Raw genomic sequence first — 18745 nt, 5'->3', positions numbered from 1 at the left:
ATAAGATCAAAAATGTAAGTATATCTCGATTATAACCAAATAACTAAAGATATATTTAACAAATAAAAAACGCAAAACCGAATAATTATCTAAGTTTGACCTCACTAATTAAACGAGTATTTCGCCCCATTTTTTAGAAGAAAATATTATGAGAGAAAAAATTATAGCCGGAAATTGGAAGATGAACAATGGAATAGATGAGAGCAAACAACTTTTAAAAGAATTATTAGCTCTAATTACTCCTTTAGATTTGAAGGTTAAAAAAATCATTGTATCTCCTTCATTTACAAATTTACATGGCGTTTCAAAATACTTAGATAACACTAAAATATCGGTTGCTGCACAAAATTTACACCAAGAAAACTCTGGAGCGTACACAGGAGAAGTATCAGCTCATATGTTAAAATCCATAAATGTCAATAAAGTTATCTTAGGGCATTCTGAAAGACGAATGCTCTTTGGAGAGACAAACGACATACTGGCTTCTAAAGTAAATGCCTCTCTTAAACACTCTATGGAAATTATTTTCTGCATAGGAGAATCCTTGGAAGATAGAGAATCTAAATCTCATTTTGAAGTAGTATCATCTCAAATAAAGGAAGGGTTATTTCATCTATCCAATAAAGATTTTAATAATATCATATTAGCATATGAACCCGTATGGGCCATAGGAACAGGAAAGACAGCTAGCCCAGAACAAGCACAAGAGATGCACAATTATATAAGAAATATCATATCTGACAAATACGGAGATGATATTGCCCAAAAAACTTCAATAATATACGGAGGCAGTTGTAATCCTAATAATGCATTAGATATCTTTTCTAAAAAAGATGTAGATGGCGGTCTTATAGGAGGAGCTTCATTAAAAGCCAAAGATTTCTTATCAATCATTAATTGTTTAAATCAAACTTACTAGTTAAACAAAATATTTTGTGATTTTTCAATAAACAAACTATCGCACAATAGATTGCTATTGCCCTTTTGGTTAGTTGGTTAAAAGAATCATCCTATATTTATGTGAGTTTCGGGGTATTCGTATTTTGCGGTTACTAATTTTTTGCTCAAAGCAAAAGCTAATGTAAGAGCTCCCACTCTTCCTATAAACATAGAAACCATTATTATTATCCTGCCACAAATTGATAAATCATTAGTTATACCCATGGATAACCCCGTAGTTGCAAATGCTGATATCTCTTCAAAAACGAGTTTCAAGATAGGAATATCGCCGTCTGTAATTGACAATAAAAAAACTGATACGAATATAAAACTCAAGGAAAACAATAGTATAGTTACAGACTTATTAACTAACTCAAATGAAATATTATATCTGGAGGTCTCTATTCTATTTTTCCCTCTTATAGTTGCGTAAGTCGACATAAATAGCAAAACTATAGTGCTAGTTTTAATACCTCCTCCCGTTGAGCCTGGAGAAGCTCCTATAAACATAAAAAGTGACATCATAATTAAAACTGGAGTACTTAAAATAGAGATATCTACAGTATTAAAACCTGCCGTCCTAGTAGTTATAGATTGAAATACAGAACTCACTATTTTCCCCCCTTGACTTAAATCTTTTAAAACACCTTTGTATTCGAGTACATATATTAGAATACTTCCAACAAGGACTAATGACAGAGAAGTGTATATAGAAAATTTTGTATTCGTGCACAAATTCAACCTATACTTCAACAGAGACTTTACAGTATTCGATGAAAATAAATCTTCTAAAGAAGAGAATCCAATTCCTCCAAAAAAAATGAGTGTTCCAATTACTAAGTGAACAGAATACATCTCTCTTACTCCCGTTTGAAATAGACCATCGGAAAAAATACTAAAACCAGAATTGTTAAACGCAGAAATGGAATGGAATACAGAGTAAAAAACTCTCTCGTATATATTCTCAAAATATATGCTGTTATCCCACAAAAAGAATATTAAAACAGCTCCTATAGACTCTATCAAAAGAGTGAATACAAATACTTTTTTTATTAGAGATCGACTGTCTCTGATAGATTCACTATTTAGGTTGTCTTTTATAATTGTCTGATGCTTTATTCGGATTCCATCTCTGACTAGCATGGCAAAAATCGTGGCGAAAGAAATAATATTAATACCTCCTAACTGTATTAATATCATAATGATAAACTGACCTTTTAAAGAAAAGAAAGTCGCTGTGTCTACTACTATTAACCCTGTTACACAACTAGCGCTTATGGAAGTAAAAAGAGCGTCTATAAAATCCATAGATCGTCCAGAAGCAGTTATTTTTGGCATCATCAATAACATGCTCCCTATAAGTATTAAAGCCCCAAAAGAAAACAATAGAATGAGAGAAGGACTCATATTTAGATCTGTTAGCCTATGACCCAATTTGCCTATCTCCAATAAGATAAACATAAATAGACAAAACTCTAGAAATACCATTTTTAGATACTCACTAGGATATAATTTTATAAATCCGCCTAACAAGTCTAATATATGCAGATTAAAATGCAAAAAAGATATCAGAGATAATGAGGTTATAATTAATAAAGTGAGCTCTAATTTACTTCTAGTCAAGTACTTTATCTTATCAAAGGAATATATAAATCCCAATAAGTATTTGAATATGAAAACACCTAGAATTACATTTATGCAGAACATAAAATTATCTTCCTGTTCTTTAGAGGCGCCAAAACCAAAGAGGTATATGATTATACCAAAACCAGAAATAGAAATAACAGGAGACAATACAGAAATAAATTTATTTATAGCATCTCTAGAATCGTATAGTTTTATTCGTATAAACTCTTGCATTTTTTTAAAAATGCGAATTATATATTCTTTTTTCATAATTGATGAATAGTAATAAAATCACTAATTATTTTTTCTTCTGAATTCAGATAGTAAAATTCCTGTGGCTACTGCTACGTTTAAACTATCGATCTTTTTCATTCCGAATTTAGGTATGGACACTCTATTATTAGATAATCTAGATAAATCCTTTGAAACTCCTACAGATTCATTTCCCATTATTAAAATTCCTGAAGAGGGTAATTTGGCATTGTATATATTTTCGCCATCTAGAGAAGATATAAAAACATCTTCCTTTTTATCAGATAAGAATTCTAATAAGTTAGTGTAGTGAACATCAACTCTTATTATAGAAGCCATAGAAGACTGAATTACTTTAGGGTTATACACGTCTACTGTATTTTCAGAGCACAGTATTTTTTTTATTCCAAACCAATCGCATACCCTTATTATAGCTCCTAGATTACTAGGGTTATTTATGCCATCTAATGCTAAAATCAATTCATTATTACCTATTGATATCTCTTTATCAGATGGTATTTTAAAGATAGCCAAAACCGTATCAGGTGTTTTTAATAGACTTATCCTAGATAGATATTTTTCATCTATAATAGAAATTTTATCTCTAGGAATTTTATCAATATCATTTTTTAAGAAGTCGCTATTTTCTAACAAAAACATCATCTCTAATGAAAAGTGACTAAACAACATCTCTTTGACTATTTTTTTACCCTCTGCCATAAAAAAACCAGTCTCTAATCTGTTTTTTTTTTCTCTTAATCCTCGTATTAAACTTATATATGCTCTGTTCATTGGTTCTTTGTATACAGCTGTAATGTATATCTTTGGCCTTTCAAAATATCACTTTAATAATTTAGGATAAAACTTGGGAGCGAAAGTATTACTATTTTCACTTACGGTAGTGATCTTGTACGGTTGTAGACCCACTAAAGGGTTGAGTTCGCGAGAGTATTTATTAATAGAAAATCAAGTTGATATAGAAGGGAAAAATCATATCATATCTGATATGGAGCTAAAAGAATATATAATTCAAAAACCCAACACCTTATTCTTAACCTTTCCTTATTATCTCAGTCTTTACAATTTATATAGTGAAAATCCTAAAGAGACATTTAAAAAATGGAAACAAGAAAATCCTGTTACAAACGACATCTTAACCTTTTTGTTTTCTAAAAAAGGGATGACTAGGATAGAAAACAACTATTTAGCTGTAAATGAATGGATAAAAACTAAATCTGAAGCTCCAGTTATATACAGTGAAACAGAAACTATCAACTCTGTAAATAGACTAAATAAGCATTTGCAAAATAAAGGCTATTTAAACAATGAGGTCTCTTACACTCCAAGTTTAAATAACAAATTAGCTATGGTTGATTACAAAGTAAAACTGGGATCTATCTATACACTAGGAAAAATAATTCCAAATATAAAAAATGAATTTTTAAGTAAACTATACAATAACTCTTCTGCTGAATCATTTTTGAAGGTAGGGGATCCTTTAGACAAGGAAATTATTTCAAAAGAAAGAGATAGAATCACGAGTCTTTACAAGGGTGAAGGTCTATATAGATTTAATAAATCTCATATAGATTTTACTATAGATACTATTGGTAAAAAAAATAAAGTAGACTTAATACTAAATGTAAATACAGAAGGGAAACACACAAATTCTTATAAGTTTAAAAGAATATTTATAACCACAGATTACTCTCACGCAAAAGAAGATAAGCCTATTATAGATAGCCTCTATTACAAAGGTTATACTTTTTACGCTTATGATAAGTTAAAATACAATCCAGATGTACTATTAAAAAATATTCTAATAGAGCCAGATAAAAAATACGACCAAGGCGTCTATGAAAAAACTATTCGTCATCTGTATGGGTTAAATAATTTCAGCAATGTGAGAATAAATATTTTAGAACCTTCTGATAATCTATTAAACGCTTATATATTTCTCACGCCTAAAAAAAGTCAATCTGTAAAATTTTCTAGTGAAATGTCTAATTCTAATTATTCAAACTTCTCAACTAGAATTAGTTCTTCATATTTGAATAGAAATATATTTGGCAATGCTGAAATTTTTTCAATGTCTTTGGAAGGAGCTATTGGATTAAGCGGCCGTGTAAATAATCCTAAAAAAGATAAAAACGTTTTATTTAACGCTTGGGAATATGGAGTGCGAATGAGTATAGAATTCCCATATTTTTTGTTAGTTCCCAATGTAATTAGTTCTATCTCCAAAGAACTAAATGAAAAAACCATATTTACAATAGGTTTAATTAATCAACAAAACACTGGAATTGAAAAATTAAATATCAATACTTCAATATCGTATAGGTGGAATAGCAATATAGGAAATAAACATCAGATCAATATATTCGACAATGAATATATAACTAACCTATACGCTAGTGATTATGATTATTTGAAAAATGTTAACAAGGAGATCTCGAAAATAACTTCAGATATTATTTCTAAATATGGAAAAGATATTAACGAAAAAAAACTGCGAGATATCTCATCGGATAAAAGTTTTATTAAACAGAATTACGATTTGTTAAAAAAAGTTGAAGATTTATCATTAGTACAAGACAGAATACTCGAAGATGTATTTATCTCTTCTTTCAATTATTCTTTTACACACTTGAACGTATACAATAATGTTCACACTCTTTTTAACTCTAAAATAGAGTCTGTTGGATCGGCATTATACCTCATAGACAGAATAGTAAATTTCATAAGAGGTAATGATCAGTTTAAAAGTATATATCAAATAAAATACGCCAGATATGTCAAATTAGATTTTAGTTATTCTAAACGATGGGATTTAGAAAATAAATCTCAAATTGCTTTTAGGTTTTTGGCTGGAGTATCTATTCCTCACACAAAGTTATCTGATATACCATTACAAAAAGGATATGTAGCTGGGGGAGCTAATGACGTAAGAGCTTGGTTGCCTTATGATTTGACGCCGGGCTTTTTTTTACCTGTATCTAATGGGAACTCATATTATCCGACTGTAGGTAATATAAAGCTGCTATTAAACCTAGAATATCGTTTTGATTTGATAAAAAACTTTGAAGGAGCTTTTTTTGTAGATGCAGGAAATGTGTGGCATTCTTTTCAGGATGAGGAATTGGGAGCTAAGAGCTTTTATTTTAATAGGTTTTATAAGCAATTGGGTATAGGATATGGAATAGGTTTGAGATATGATTTAGGTTTTTTTATATTGAGATTAGACTTCGCTATGAAATTGTACGATCCTATTATGGGAGATTTCATTTTTCCTAATATAACAGAGCACCAGCTTAATTTTGGTATAGGTTATCCTTTCTAATCATAGGTTTTTCTAATTAAAAAAGTACCTTCGCCTCCTTTTAAGACATAAAATTTATCCATGAAATTGATAAAAGAGATAAATAGAAGAAAGACTTTTGGAATTATTAGTCATCCCGATGCTGGAAAAACCACTTTAACAGAGAAATTACTATTGTTTGGTGGAGCAATACAGGAGGCTGGAGCGGTAAAATCCAACAAGATAAAGAAGGCTGCTATTTCAGATTTCATGGAGATAGAAAGGCAAAGGGGAATATCTGTAACTACGACTGTTCTTTCCTTTGAATATAGAGATTTTAAGATAAATATCTTAGATACTCCAGGTCATAAAGATTTTGCTGAAGACACATTTAGAACCCTCACGGCAGTTGATAGTGCTATAGTAGTTATAGATGCTGCAAAGGGTATAGAGCAGCAAACAGAAAAGTTAGTAGAGGTCTGTCGCCTTAGAAAGACTCCTATTATAGTCTTTGTGAATAAAATAGATAAAGAGGGAAAAGATGCTTTCGATATACTAGATGATATTGAAACTAAATTAAATCTAAAGGTCACTCCTCTTAGTTGGCCCATAGGTATGGGATCTGATTTAAAAGGGGTATACGACATATGGGCAAGTGCACTTAATCTGTTTACGGGACAGAAAAAACAAGTCATAGAGGAAAGTATTTCCATAGACAGCTTAGAAGATGAAAAATTACAGTCTCTCATAGGAGAAAAAGCCAGAAATATCCTTTTAGACGATATCTCTACCATAAGGGGAGTGTATCCAGAATTTAGAAAAGAGGAATATTTAGATGCTGATATTTGTCCTGTATTTTTTGGATCGGCATTGACAAATTTCGGGATAAGAGAATTATTGAATTGCTTTGTTAAAATAGCTCCATCTCCTACGAATAAAAAATCAGATATCAGATTGGTAGAAGCCTCTGAAAACACATTTTCTGGATTTGTATTTAAAATACATGCCAATATAGATCCTAAACACAGAAATAGATTAGCCTTTGTAAAGGTAGTCTCTGGTATATTTAAGAGAAATACTTCTTATTTGCATATAAGACACAACAAACATTTAAAATTTTCTAGCCCAAACACTTTTTTTGCAGAGAAAAAGATGATAGTAGGTGAATCTTTTCCAGGAGATATTGTGGGTTTGTACGACACTGGTAATTTTAAGATAGGTGATACCCTTACCGAAGGAGAAATACTAAACTTCAAGGGGATTCCAAGTTTTTCTCCGGAGCATTTCAGATATATAAACAATTCAGATCCTCTAAAGACAAAACAGTTAAACAAGGGGATATTTCAACTTATGGATGAAGGTGTAGCACAGTTGTTCACCATGAATATGACTAATCGTAAGTTAATAGGTACTGTAGGAGCATTACAATACGATATCATACAGTATAGGTTAGAAAATGAATATGGAGCAAAGTGTACTTATGAAAATATCCCCATATACAAAGCCTGTTGGGTGGAGGCTGAAAAAGGAAAAGAGTTCGACGATTTTAAAAGAGTAAAATCTAAATATCTCGCTGTAGATAAAGAAGGTAACCTAGTTTTTTTGGCTGATTCTGCTTTTACCATACAGATGACTAAAGAAAAATATCCTTCTATAAAATTCCATTACACATCTGAATTTAAATAAGAAACCTCTTATAGTCTCATTTTTTTTAATATATAATTATTATTATGGAACCTTTACATTCACTTTATTTGATAGTAGCCTATTTTTTGTGCTTAATAGTTATTTCTTTCTTAGTTAAGAAAAAAGACAACAGCAACTCTTCCTTTTTTATAGGAGATAGAAAATCCCCTTGGTACGTAGTAGCTTTTGGGATGATAGGAGCTTCTCTCTCTGGGATTAGTTTTGTATCCGTCCCTGGATGGGTTGAACAATCTAATTTCAGTTATGTGCAAATGATAATGGGATATTTAGTAGGCTATCTCTTTATAGGCACAGTGCTCATGCCCATGTATTACAAATTGAAATCGGTATCTATATACAGTTATCTAGGTGATCGTTTTGGTCAGTTTTCATATAAAACAGCAACTTCTATATTTATCATAGCTAAAACGGTGATAGCTTCATTTAGACTGTTTTTAGCAGCCAGTATATTACAGATATTAATTTTTGAAAAAATAGGTATAGATTTTTATATAACTGCCATAGCTACAGTCGTACTAATATGGCTATACACTTTTCGTTCAGGGATAAAAACTATAGTATGGACTGATGCCTTACAGACATTTTTTATGCTATTATCTGTGATAATAAGCATATATGTAATATGTAAAGAAATGAATCTTAATACTGGTTCATCACTCATAGGATATATAAATGACAGTCCTCTATCTAAAACTTTTTATTGGGATTCATCTTCTAATAAATACTTCTGGAAACAATTTTTATCGGGAATATTTATAGCTATAGCCATGACTGGTTTAGATCAAGATATGATGCAAAAAAATATCTCTTGTAAAAATATAAAAGATGCCCAAAAAAACATGTTTTGGTTTTGCATTGTACTGATAATCACTAATCTGTTGCTATTATCTCTAGGTGTATTACTAACAGATTTTGCTCTATTAAAAGGAATGGATAAACACAATGATGAGCTCTTTATCTCCATAGCCAATCGACCAGAATTAGGCTTGATAATGTCTTCTTTTTTCATTTTAGGTCTTATCTCTTCGGCTTATTCTAGTATTGATTCTGCTATCACATCACTGACGACTTCCTTTAGTGTTGATTTTATAGGTATATATAAAAAACCTAAGAATAGGCAAGTCCAAATTAGGATATTGACACATATCGCATTTAGTTTTATCATAGTTGTAGTCATGTTGCTATTTAGGTATACCATAACCGATAGTATTATAAAAGAACTGTTCGTGATAGCTGGATATACATATGGACCATTATTGGGTTTGTACTTTTTTGGTTTGTTCACCTCCTACAGAATAAGAGATAAATACGTTCCATTTGTGGCATTGACATCTCCTGTTTTATGTTATATCTTAAAACAAAACAGTATGGATTGGTTTAATTATTCATTTGGATTTGAATTACTCATACTAAATGGAATGATAACCTTCACAGGGTTGTGGCTTTTAAGGAATGGGAAAATGCTGAAAAAGAAACTCTATTAAAAAGCTCAGTAAAATTAAATGCTGTCCTTTTTACTATTCCTTCTAAAAGAAATATTGGCTGAATTTGGGTCATTATTTTTTTTGAATCTAAATAAAATTATTAGGTTTGCAGCTCCACGTTATAATTACGACTTGTTTCGCAGTTAATTGTTTATCTAAGCTAATAATGATTAAACTACTAAATACTTACTCAAATTAAAACAAAAGATGATTAAACTAATAACAAATACCTTTTTACTAATAGCGATTAGTAGTAATTTTTTATTCGCTAAAAATACAGCCAAGATAATTGGAAACATAACAGATTCAGAGAATAAACCCGTTGAACTCGCTTATATTTTTTTGGAGGATATGTCTATAGGTTCACAATCTGACAAACATGGGAATTACGAATTAGACGCCCCCCTTGGAACCCACAAATTAGTGTTAAGGATGCCAGGATATAAAACTATAAAACAAATAATAGAAGTAAAAGACAGTAATGATATAAGATTAAATTTCACACTCAAATTAGATCTACTACAGCTAGACAAAGTGGTAGTCACTGCTACTAGAAATTACCTAGATAGAAAACAAGCCCCTATTGCGGTATCTGTAGCCACTGCTCGTATGCTAGAAGCTACAAACTCCGTATCTCTTGTGGAGGGACTAAATTATCAACCAGGATTAATGACAGAGACGAATTGTCAGAATTGTGGTTTTTCTCAAGTTAGAATAAATGGACTTGAAGGAGCTTATTCTCAAATACTAGTGAATAGCCAACCGATATTTAGCACGTTGAATAGCATATACGGACTAGATCAAATACCGATGAATATGATAAAAGAAATAGAAATTGTAAGAGGTGGAGGATCTTCTCTATATGGAGCAAATGCCATTGCAGGGACTATAAATATCATCACCAAAGACCCTGAGACAAATTCTTTCGGAATAAATCAAAAAGTATCTCTTATGAATTTAGCTACCCCAGAGTATACAACTATGATGAATGGATCTGTAGTAGGTGATAGCAATAATGCAGGATTCTCATATTTTGGTTTATTTAAAAAGAAAGACCCTATGGACTACAACGGTGACGGGTTCTCAGAAATCCCTATGTTAGAAAATAAATCATTTGGATTTAAATCATTTGTAAAACCATTAGAAAACTCTAAATTGACAATGGAGTTTAATACTCTTAGTGAATTTAGACGAGGAGGTAATAAACTTCACTTAGAGCCATTTGAAGCCGATGCAGCAGAACAAATTGTATCTGATGTTTATTCTGGTAATATGTCATTCGACATTATGGATGAGAGTGGAATAATGCATTCAAATAGCTACGCTTCTTTTTCTTCTTCTAAGAATAGAAATTATTACGGTGGAGGCGAGGATCTTGTAGAACAAGAAGGTAAAGTATTAGGTTTTGGTAAAACTAAAAATGAGATATTTTTAGTAGGAACCAAGTATTCTCATAAAATTCCAAATTTGCTGTTTGGTAAAGGAACTATTACTGGTGGATTTGAATTTAAACACGAAATTGTTGAAGACCAAAAGAAAAATCTCGATGCAGAAATAAATCAAACCTTAAAAAACTACGGAACGTATGTACAACAAGAATGGGAAAAAGGAGATATAAAAATATTACTCGGATTGAGAGGGGATATAGATAATTTCATAGAAAAAAAAATAATATTGAGTTCAAGATTAAATATTATGTATTCCATACACGAAGACTCTAGACTAAGACTGTCATATTCTGAAGGCTTTTTATCTCCGAGAATGTTCACCGAAGACATTCACCAAACTCTAGCTGTAGGAGAGCTAACTAGAGTTGAATTAGCTCCAAATTTAAAACCTGAAAAATCTGCCAGCTATTTGGCATCTATAGATTGGGGGAATAATTATGGGGTAGATGAGTTTTATGTTTTGTTAGAGGGGTTTTACACACAGTTATACGATTCTTTTGTGTTAGAAGATATAACTGGAAATCGTAAAGGGAGAATTTTTCAAAAGAAAAATGGAGGCACTTCACATATAAAAGGATTAAACCTAGAGTTGAAATACGCTCCTAATATAGAATGGCAAATACAGTTGGGCGGAACTTTGCAAGAGGGATTACGTTTAGAGCCTACAAAATGGAGTGAAGAATTATCTACTACAAAAAATGACAGTAAATTTTTTAGATCTCCTAATCTATATGGGAATTTTGCTATTACTTATGCTCCTACCAAAGATTTTCAAAATAACATTACTGGAACTTATTTAGGAAGCATGTACGTTCCACATATGAGTGGATTTATAGAAAAAGATAAATTAGAAGAAACTCCAGATTTCTGGGTATTAAACCTAAAATCTTCGTATAACATCCATTACAAAGATATATTAGATATAGAGTTTAGTGGCGGCGTCTTAAACGTTTTAGACAGTTTTCAACAAGATTCTGATAAAGGTCCAGATAAAGATGCTGCCTATATTTATGGCCCATCTAAGCCTAGAACGATATTTGCAGGAATTAAAATCAGTACTCATTAGAAAACAGAAATCTTTTTATTTACTAATAATCTCAAGAAGCTGTCTCAAAACCGAGGCAGCTTTTTTTTTGTTTGAGAGATAATAACAATCCAGAGTTAACAGGTAAAGTATTTTTTGATATTAATAACTCTTTTCGTATCTCTCGCTTCTTTATTAACCTGAGTTCAAATTAATTACTAGCCAAAAACAAATCACTTTTAGTAGGTTAATGCTAAATAATAACTCCTTTCAAGCTTTTTTTTATTAGGAGGGGAGGGTGGGGGTATTAATCAAGTCTAGATTATTTTATTTAGGTAGGATTTTATTCGTCCAAAGTAGAGCACAGGGACATAAAAGCGTATTTCTGATAAAAATTACCTTAAAAAAAACTAAATAAAGATATGGAATGGAAATAGTAAAAAAAAGAAGATCTAATTTCCTGATAATGAGATAATTATCTTTTTTTTTAAATTAAACGAATGACTTGGCTTAGTCAAGCCAAAGTATCTCTGTGATATTATAGGTTAAATTCTTTTTTTACCTGTTCTATCCATTTCTCTATCCTCTCTTGGGTTAATTCAGATTGGTTATCTTCATCTAAGAGCAAGCCCATAAATTTGCCATTCCCTAAATCTGCTTTACTTTCATCATAATCATAACCCTCTGTAGGCCATTGTCCAATTATTTTTCCTCCGTTATTTTTGACAACTTCTCCTATAATTCCTACGCCGTCACAAAAATACTCTCCGTAGCCAATCTGATCGCCTAGACCAAACAATGCAACTGTCTTGCCTGTAAAATCTACAGTCTTGAAATCATCTAAAAATTCTTCCCACGCACTTTGTAATTCCCCATCATACCAAGTAGATAAACCTAAAATTAATTTATTGTACTTGTCAAAGTAATCTACATCAGCATCGTATACATCTATAACATCTGTGAGATCTTCTCCTAAACATTCATGAATCTTAGAGGCTATTTCTTCTGTCACTCCTGAATCAGAGCCAAATACAATCCCTATTTTACACATATGTCAAAGACAAAACTTTAAAAAGGTAAATCGTCATCATCTAGCATTTCCTCTTTTTGAGAGGGAGCAGTTTCAAAATTATCATCGCTGCTGTTGTTATCAGACTTTTCTATCTTCCAGCAATGTATAGAATTGAAATACATATCCTTGCCTTCGGGATTGGTCCACTTTCTACCTCTTAAATTTATATGAGCAGTGATCTTATCTCCCTCTTTATAGGCATTTAATAATTCACATCTGTCTTGTGTGAATTCTATCAATAGATGTTGCTGATACTGCTCTTCAGTAGCCAAAACAATTTCTCTCTTTCTAAAACCACTTTCAAAAACTTGAACATCTCTCATCAAATTTATAGTACCTGTAACTTGCATCAGTATTAAAAAATTAAAGTTGTAATAAAGTTATTTTAACCAGTCGGCTAAAGTACAAAATAAAACTATTTTTTATAGTTTTCAAGGATAAATTATGCTGTTTTAATCCCTTGTATTCTCGTTTAGAGATATTATTTTTTCTACTATTACCCTTGCTGTTTTAATATGAGATTCTACGGTCCAACCTGCTACATGCGGACTGAAAATTACCTTGTCAGAATTTATGAGATATTTAAAATGATCGTTTAATACATCTCTATCATAGAACATCTCAAAGGAACTTTGTTCATACTCTAAGACATCCAAACAAGCTCCTAATACTTTTTTGCTTTTTATAGCACTTACTAAATCCGACAAGGACACTACACCACCCCTTGAAGTATTGATGAGATAAAATGGTTTGTGAAATTTATTTACAAAATCCTCATTGAACATATTTTTTGTAGAATCATCTATGGGAACGTGAAAACTCAGAATATCTGCTTGCTCAAATAGATGATCTATAGACACCTCTTGAGCAAATTTATCTGCGTAGTCCCTCTTAATATCATAGGCTAGAACTTTAGAACCAAAACCGCATAATTTCTTAGCAAAGGTCCTTCCCATATTCCCATAACCTATAATTCCTATTGTCTTGCCAGCTATTTCTACACCCCTGTTTTTCTCTCTGTTCCATTTACCTGATCTAACCTCATTATCAGACCTGTTTAAATTGTTAAATAGAGATAATAACATTCCTATAGAATGTTCCGCCACGGCATCTGTACTGCCTTCAGGGGAGTTCATGCAAACTATGTTTTTCTTCTTGGCGTAGTCTACATCTATATTCTCTAATCCAGAACCTGATCTAACTATAAATTTGAGTGAAGTGCATTTATCTAAAAAATTTGAACAGATCTTAAATCTACTCCTTATTATAATTCCTTGATAAAGATGAATCTTAGATTCCAAAGACTCTTTTGAACTAGTGTAATCCAAATGGCAGGTATAACCCAAAGAGGTTAATTTTTCTTCTAAATAAGGGTGATTGACATCCAGTATTAGTATTCTCATTTCAGAAGCCTAAAACCAAACCTGCTATGAAAAAATACACGAAGAGTCCTAAAATATCATTAGAAGTCGTTATAAATGGTCCTGTGGCCAAAGCTGGATCTATTCCGCATTTGTTGAGTGCTAATGGAACAAAAGTTCCGAATAAAGAGGCGAATATCATGACTATTATAAGAGATATAGAAACCACAACAGATATATCAATGCCGTATAAAATATAACAGAATGAATATATAATTACCGAGCAAGAAATGCCATTGATAAAAGATACTTTTAACTCTTTAAACAGAGTCATCCAAATATTGTCAAAGCTTTTACCCGTTGCTAAATCTTTTACTACTATGGCTGAAGATTGAACGCCAACGTTGCCACTCATGGCACCTATAAGAGGTATAAAAAGCGATAATTCTATATGTTCTGCTATGTCGAATAAACCTATTATTCTAGCTCCACATATTCCACCTATCAAACCTATTAATAACCAAGGCAGTCTGGCTTTAGTCAATCGAAGTATGCTATTATTAGACCTTATATCCGATGATATTCCCGATGCTAATTGATAATCTTTCTCAGCTTCATCTGTTATTACATCTACTACGTCATCTAAGGTTATCTTACCTACTAAAACTCCATTGTCGTCAACCACTGGCAAGACAAACAAATCATACTTTTGCATCAATAGCGATACGGTCTCTTTAGAATCGCTTACCATCACTTTTAATGTAGATTTATTGTAAATGTCTTTTATAATAGCTCTAGTAGAAACGGTGAGTAATCTCTTTAAAGACAGTGTGCCTAGAAATATATTGTCATCATTTACTACATATACTCCGTGAACTTTTTCTATTTCTTCGGCTTGTTTGCGCATTTCCCTCACGCAGTTAATCATATGCCAATTCTCATTGACTTTGACTAACTCTTTGCCCATCAAACTGCCAGCGCTACCCTCTCGGTGTCTGAGGAGATCTATTATGTCCTTAACGTGTTTTTTGTCCTCTATCTGAGCTATTACTTCATCCTTTCTATCTAAAGGCAACTCATTTATAATATGAGCTGCATCATCAGATTGCATATTTTCTATATTTTCTGCAATCTCTTTTGAGGATCTCTCATTAAATATTCTCTCCCTTAAATCTTCATCTAACTCTATGAGAACATGAGATGTCTTTTCTTGATCTATTAAATTGTATACATAGAGGGAGTGTTCTGTCTGCAGATTATTTAATAATTCTGCTACATCAACAGCATGCATATCTTTTAAAAGGTCTAGGATTTTTTGATCATCCTTATTTTTTACGTATTCCTTTAGATTAGATATAAGCATGTCCTTAGGTAATTAAATCATTAGACAAAGAGTTATTTTAATACTAAGCTCGGTGACAAGCGCATATGTGGTTGTTGAAATTTAACTAAAAATGTTATTTCTTTTAGATTGTTCAAAGAAAATAAAAACACATTTAAATTACCTGGAATTTCCCCCTTTTGATATGAGAAAAAAAGAGTCGGGGTGGCAGGATTCGAACCTGCGACCTCCTGCTCCCAAAGCAGGCGCGATAACCAGGCTACGCTACACCCCGAAAGACTCAGATAGCGGAGAGAGAGGGATTCGAACCCTCGATACCCTTTAAGAGGTATAACACCTTAGCAGGGTGCCGCTTTCAGCCACTCAGCCACCTCTCCTAACTACCATAAAACCAATTTAGCCTTACGGCAGGCAAAGGTAATATTTTTTTAAACTCGCATGAAAAAAATAACGCTTTAGATAAATTTTAAATTATTCATTGAGATTCTAATAACTTAACTTGGCAATCTCCTTGAATAGAAATAACACCATTGTCTATAACTTTATTAGATAATATTTCTCTAGATATCTTGTCTAAGACCTCTCTCTGTATCAATCTCTTTATAGGTCTCGCTCCATATTCTGGTTCATATCCATTGTCAGCTATGTATTCTATGGCCTCTTGACTGATCTCTAAAGTTATATTTTGTCGTTTCAATATCTTTTTGACTTCTACTAATTGAAGTTCTATCACTTCCCTAACGTCTGATTTAGATAGTGGACTAAAGACTATAATATCGTCTATTCTATTTAAAAACTCTGGTTTTATAGAACTTTTTAACAAACTCAAAACCTCATCTTTAGCTTGATCCATAGCACTAGATATGTCACCTTTTAAAGTATCGTATTTATTCTGTATGAGGTGACTTCCCATATTCGATGTCATTATTATAATAGTGTTTTTGAAATCCACTAAGCGTCCTTTATTATCTGTGAGTCTGCCTTCGTCTAGAACTTGAAGTAATATGTTGAAAACATCTCGATGGGCTTTTTCAATCTCGTCTAACAAAACTATGGAATAAGGCTTTCTCCTTACAGCTTCTGTCAATTGTCCTCCCTCTTCATAACCTATGTATCCAGGAGGAGAACCCAATAGTCTACTTATAGAATGTCTCTCTTGGTATTCGCTCATATCTATTCTGATAATAGCTTTTTTATCGTCAAAGAGATAAGAGGCTAATGCTTTTGCTAATTCTGTTTTTCCCACACCTGTAGTTCCTAAAAATAAGAATGACCCTATTGGTTTATCCCCAGAATGTAACCCTGCTCTAGATCTCCTGATAGAATTTGAAACAGCGCTAATAGCTTCCTGTTGACCTACTACATATTTATGTAATTCGCCCTCTAAGTTTAATAATTTCTCTTGTTCGCTCTGTAACATTTTAGAAACTGGAATGCCTGTCCATTTGGCTACTACTTCAGCTATATCCTCAGAGCTAATCTCCTCTTTTATAAGGTTTAACTCCTTATTTTTAGAAAGTATATTTTGATTGTCATCAATACTTTTTTGAGCCTCTTTAATCTTCCCATATCTGAGCTCAGCGACCTTTGCATAATCACCCTCTCTCTCTGCTCTATCAGCCTCAGATTTGTAATTATCTATATTCTCTTTCTCTCTCTGTATCTTATTTACTAAGTCTCGTTCGTTTTGCCATTTGGCATTTATCTTATTGCGCTTTTCTTTTAAATTGGCTATCTCAGCAGTTATAGATTTTAATTTATCATCATCACTTTCCCTTTTTATGGCTTCAATCTCTATTTCTGATTGGAGAATCTTTCGGTCTAATTTATCTAATACCTCTGGCTTGGAATTTATCTCTAAGTTTAATTTAGATGCAGCTTCATCTATCAGATCTATTGCTTTGTCTGGCAAAAACCTATCTGTAATATATCTGTCTGATAAAGTGACGGCCGATATAATAGCGCTGTCTTTTATTTGAACCTTATGATGTGTTTCATATTTTTCCTTTATGCCTCTTAATATAGATATAGCGCTATCTATATTAGGCTCTTCGATTAAAATTTTCTGAAAACGGCGCTCTAAGGCCTTGTCCTTTTCAAAATATTTTTGGTGTTCGGAAAGAGTAGTAGCGCCTATGGCCCTAAGTGTCCCCCTGGCTAAATCGGGTTTTAAGATATTGGCTGCATCCATAGCTCCTTCTCCTCCCCCTGATCCAACCAAAGTGTGTATCTCATCTATGAACAAAATGATTTTTCCATCAGAAGAGTTGACTTCTTTTACAACCGATTTCAATCGTTCTTCAAACTCGCCTTTGTATTTAGCTCCAGCGATAAGGGCTCCCATATCTAGAGAATAGATTTTTATATCTCTCAAGTTATCTGGCACATCGCCACGTAAAATTCTACAAGCTAACCCTTCTACAATAGCTGTTTTTCCTGTGCCAGGTTCTCCAACCAATATGGGATTGTTTTTAGTCCTTCTGGAAATTATCTGTAAGAGACGTCTAATTTCATCGTCTCTACCTATAACTGGATCTAATTTGTTATTTAAGGCTAGTTCATTGAGGTTTTTAGCGTATTTGCCTAAAGCGTTATATGTGTTTTCTGCTGTTTTACTGTTTACTTTACTTCCTTTTCTCAATTCATCTATAGCTGCTTTAAGATCTTTTTCTGATACACTCTTGTCTTTGAGTATTTTGAGATTATTTTCATCTCTGAAAATAGATAAAATAAGATGTTCTATAGATACGTATTGATCGCCCATCTCCTTTGAGATGTCTACAGCTTCTTTTAGCATTTTTGCAGTTTTGTGCGATAAGAGAACATCAGCACCTGAAACCTTAACTATTTTATCTAATTGATGATCTACAGATCTTTCGAGTATTGTTATATCTACATTTATCCTCTTTAGAATGAAGGGAATAATGTCCTTGTCTATATCTAACAGGGCTTTGAAAATATGTGCATTTTCAATCTGGTTATGACTATAAGTTTTAGCTAATTCACTAGATTTCTGTATAGTCTCTTGAGCCTTTATGGTAAAATTTTCTAGGTTCATATGAATTTTATTTTACAGTTCTATCTGATGATAGAATATCTCAAAATTCATGCCATTGAAATTGTTATATAAACTAAATGCCATTTTGACACAGATTATTAATCTGGGTTCGATTAATATATTCTAGTAGAATA

General features: G+C 32.2%; 12 protein-coding genes and 2 tRNA genes. 5 read left to right on the top strand and 9 right to left on the bottom strand.

The genetic code is table 11. The features are described 5' to 3' along the window. The first annotated feature begins 148 nt into the window (after positions 1-148). Positions 149-919, top strand: a complete 771-nt coding sequence (tpiA, locus tag JBKA6_RS00475) for a triose-phosphate isomerase (RefSeq protein WP_096684701.1) — start codon at positions 149-151, stop codon at positions 917-919. An 86-nt stretch (positions 920-1005) separates the two neighbouring features. On the opposite strand, the gene JBKA6_RS00470 is transcribed toward tpiA, so the two are convergent. Both JBKA6_RS00470 and JBKA6_RS00465 read right to left on the bottom strand, forming a co-directional pair. Continuing rightward, positions 1006-2799 carry a TrkH family potassium uptake protein gene (locus tag JBKA6_RS00470; protein WP_157776846.1) on the bottom strand — a complete coding sequence of 598 codons (1794 nt, stop codon included), beginning with the start codon at positions 2797-2799 and terminating at the stop codon, positions 1006-1008. A 60-nt stretch (positions 2800-2859) separates the two neighbouring features. After that, a complete protein-coding gene (locus tag JBKA6_RS00465; protein ID WP_096684697.1) occupies positions 2860-3609 on the bottom strand; it encodes a TrmH family RNA methyltransferase in 750 nt (249 codons plus the stop codon). A 73-nt stretch (positions 3610-3682) separates the two neighbouring features. Here JBKA6_RS00465 and tamL point away from each other — a divergent pair, with 73 nt between their 5' ends. From tamL to JBKA6_RS00445, 4 genes are all read left to right on the top strand, one after another. Next, complete coding sequence (gene tamL, locus JBKA6_RS00460) at positions 3683-6157, top strand: translocation and assembly module lipoprotein TamL (protein WP_157776845.1); 2475 nt, start codon at positions 3683-3685, stop codon at positions 6155-6157. Positions 6158-6217: 60 nt separating this feature from the next. Then, on the top strand, positions 6218-7801 hold the full coding sequence (locus JBKA6_RS00455; RefSeq protein WP_096684693.1) for a peptide chain release factor 3: 1584 nt from the start codon (positions 6218-6220) through the stop codon (positions 7799-7801). Between the two features lie 44 nt (positions 7802-7845). Continuing rightward, positions 7846-9306 (top strand): sodium:solute symporter, encoded by a 1461-nt coding sequence (locus JBKA6_RS00450; protein WP_096684691.1) that lies wholly within the window; start codon positions 7846-7848, stop codon positions 9304-9306. 207 nt (positions 9307-9513) lie between these two features. Continuing rightward, positions 9514-11820, top strand: a complete 2307-nt coding sequence (locus JBKA6_RS00445) for a TonB-dependent receptor (protein WP_096684689.1) — start codon at positions 9514-9516, stop codon at positions 11818-11820. 496 nt (positions 11821-12316) lie between these two features. Here the strand turns inward: JBKA6_RS00445 and JBKA6_RS00440 are convergent, their stop codons facing one another. The 7 genes from JBKA6_RS00440 to JBKA6_RS00410 all read right to left on the bottom strand — a co-directional run bounded on the left by JBKA6_RS00440 (position 12317) and on the right by JBKA6_RS00410 (position 18611). Beyond that, positions 12317-12829, bottom strand: a complete 513-nt coding sequence (locus JBKA6_RS00440) for a flavodoxin (protein ID WP_096684686.1) — start codon at positions 12827-12829, stop codon at positions 12317-12319. 17 nt (positions 12830-12846) lie between these two features. Continuing rightward, positions 12847-13200 carry a DUF3127 domain-containing protein gene (locus JBKA6_RS00435; RefSeq protein ID WP_096684684.1) on the bottom strand — a complete coding sequence of 118 codons (354 nt, stop codon included), beginning with the start codon at positions 13198-13200 and terminating at the stop codon, positions 12847-12849. 102 nt (positions 13201-13302) lie between these two features. Beyond that, on the bottom strand, positions 13303-14253 hold the full coding sequence (locus tag JBKA6_RS00430) for a 2-hydroxyacid dehydrogenase (protein WP_096684682.1): 951 nt from the start codon (positions 14251-14253) through the stop codon (positions 13303-13305). 1 nt (position 14254) lies between these two features. Then, positions 14255-15574 carry a magnesium transporter gene (gene mgtE / locus JBKA6_RS00425; RefSeq protein WP_096684680.1) on the bottom strand — a complete coding sequence of 440 codons (1320 nt, stop codon included), beginning with the start codon at positions 15572-15574 and terminating at the stop codon, positions 14255-14257. A 178-nt stretch (positions 15575-15752) separates the two neighbouring features. After that, positions 15753-15827: transfer RNA gene (locus tag JBKA6_RS00420), tRNA-Pro, on the bottom strand. Positions 15828-15841: 14 nt separating this feature from the next. Further along, positions 15842-15930: transfer RNA gene (locus JBKA6_RS00415), tRNA-Ser, on the bottom strand. A 98-nt stretch (positions 15931-16028) separates the two neighbouring features. After that, complete coding sequence (locus JBKA6_RS00410; RefSeq protein WP_096684678.1) at positions 16029-18611, bottom strand: ATP-dependent Clp protease ATP-binding subunit; 2583 nt, start codon at positions 18609-18611, stop codon at positions 16029-16031. Positions 18612-18745: the final 134 nt, after the last annotated feature.

It is taken from the genome of Ichthyobacterium seriolicida, from assembly GCF_002369955.1.
GTDB classification, from domain to species: Bacteria; Bacteroidota; Bacteroidia; order Flavobacteriales; family Ichthyobacteriaceae; genus Ichthyobacterium; species Ichthyobacterium seriolicida.
Note: the sequence above shows the minus strand (reverse complement) of the source record. Positions and strands in the feature narration are given on the sequence as shown.

Excerpts from the sequence above, each read along its gene's own strand:
- JBKA6_RS00430 (WP_096684682.1), bottom strand. The coding sequence starts at position 14,253 with ATGAGAATACTAATACTGGATGTCAATCACCCTTATTTAGAAGAAAAA.
- JBKA6_RS00445 (WP_096684689.1), top strand. The coding sequence starts at position 9,514 with ATGATTAAACTAATAACAAATACCTTTTTACTAATAGCGATTAGTAGT.
- mgtE (WP_096684680.1), bottom strand. The coding sequence starts at position 15,574 with ATGCTTATATCTAATCTAAAGGAATACGTAAAAAATAAGGATGATCAA.
- JBKA6_RS00470 (WP_157776846.1), bottom strand. The coding sequence starts at position 2,799 with ATGCAAGAGTTTATACGAATAAAACTATACGATTCTAGAGATGCTATA.
- JBKA6_RS00465 (WP_096684697.1), bottom strand. The coding sequence starts at position 3,609 with ATGAACAGAGCATATATAAGTTTAATACGAGGATTAAGAGAAAAAAAA.
- JBKA6_RS00450 (WP_096684691.1), top strand. The coding sequence starts at position 7,846 with ATGGAACCTTTACATTCACTTTATTTGATAGTAGCCTATTTTTTGTGC.
- JBKA6_RS00455 (WP_096684693.1), top strand. The coding sequence starts at position 6,218 with ATGAAATTGATAAAAGAGATAAATAGAAGAAAGACTTTTGGAATTATT.
- JBKA6_RS00435 (WP_096684684.1), bottom strand. The coding sequence starts at position 13,200 with ATGCAAGTTACAGGTACTATAAATTTGATGAGAGATGTTCAAGTTTTT.
- tpiA (WP_096684701.1), top strand. The coding sequence starts at position 149 with ATGAGAGAAAAAATTATAGCCGGAAATTGGAAGATGAACAATGGAATA.
- JBKA6_RS00440 (WP_096684686.1), bottom strand. The coding sequence starts at position 12,829 with ATGTGTAAAATAGGGATTGTATTTGGCTCTGATTCAGGAGTGACAGAA.
- JBKA6_RS00410 (WP_096684678.1), bottom strand. The coding sequence starts at position 18,611 with ATGAACCTAGAAAATTTTACCATAAAGGCTCAAGAGACTATACAGAAA.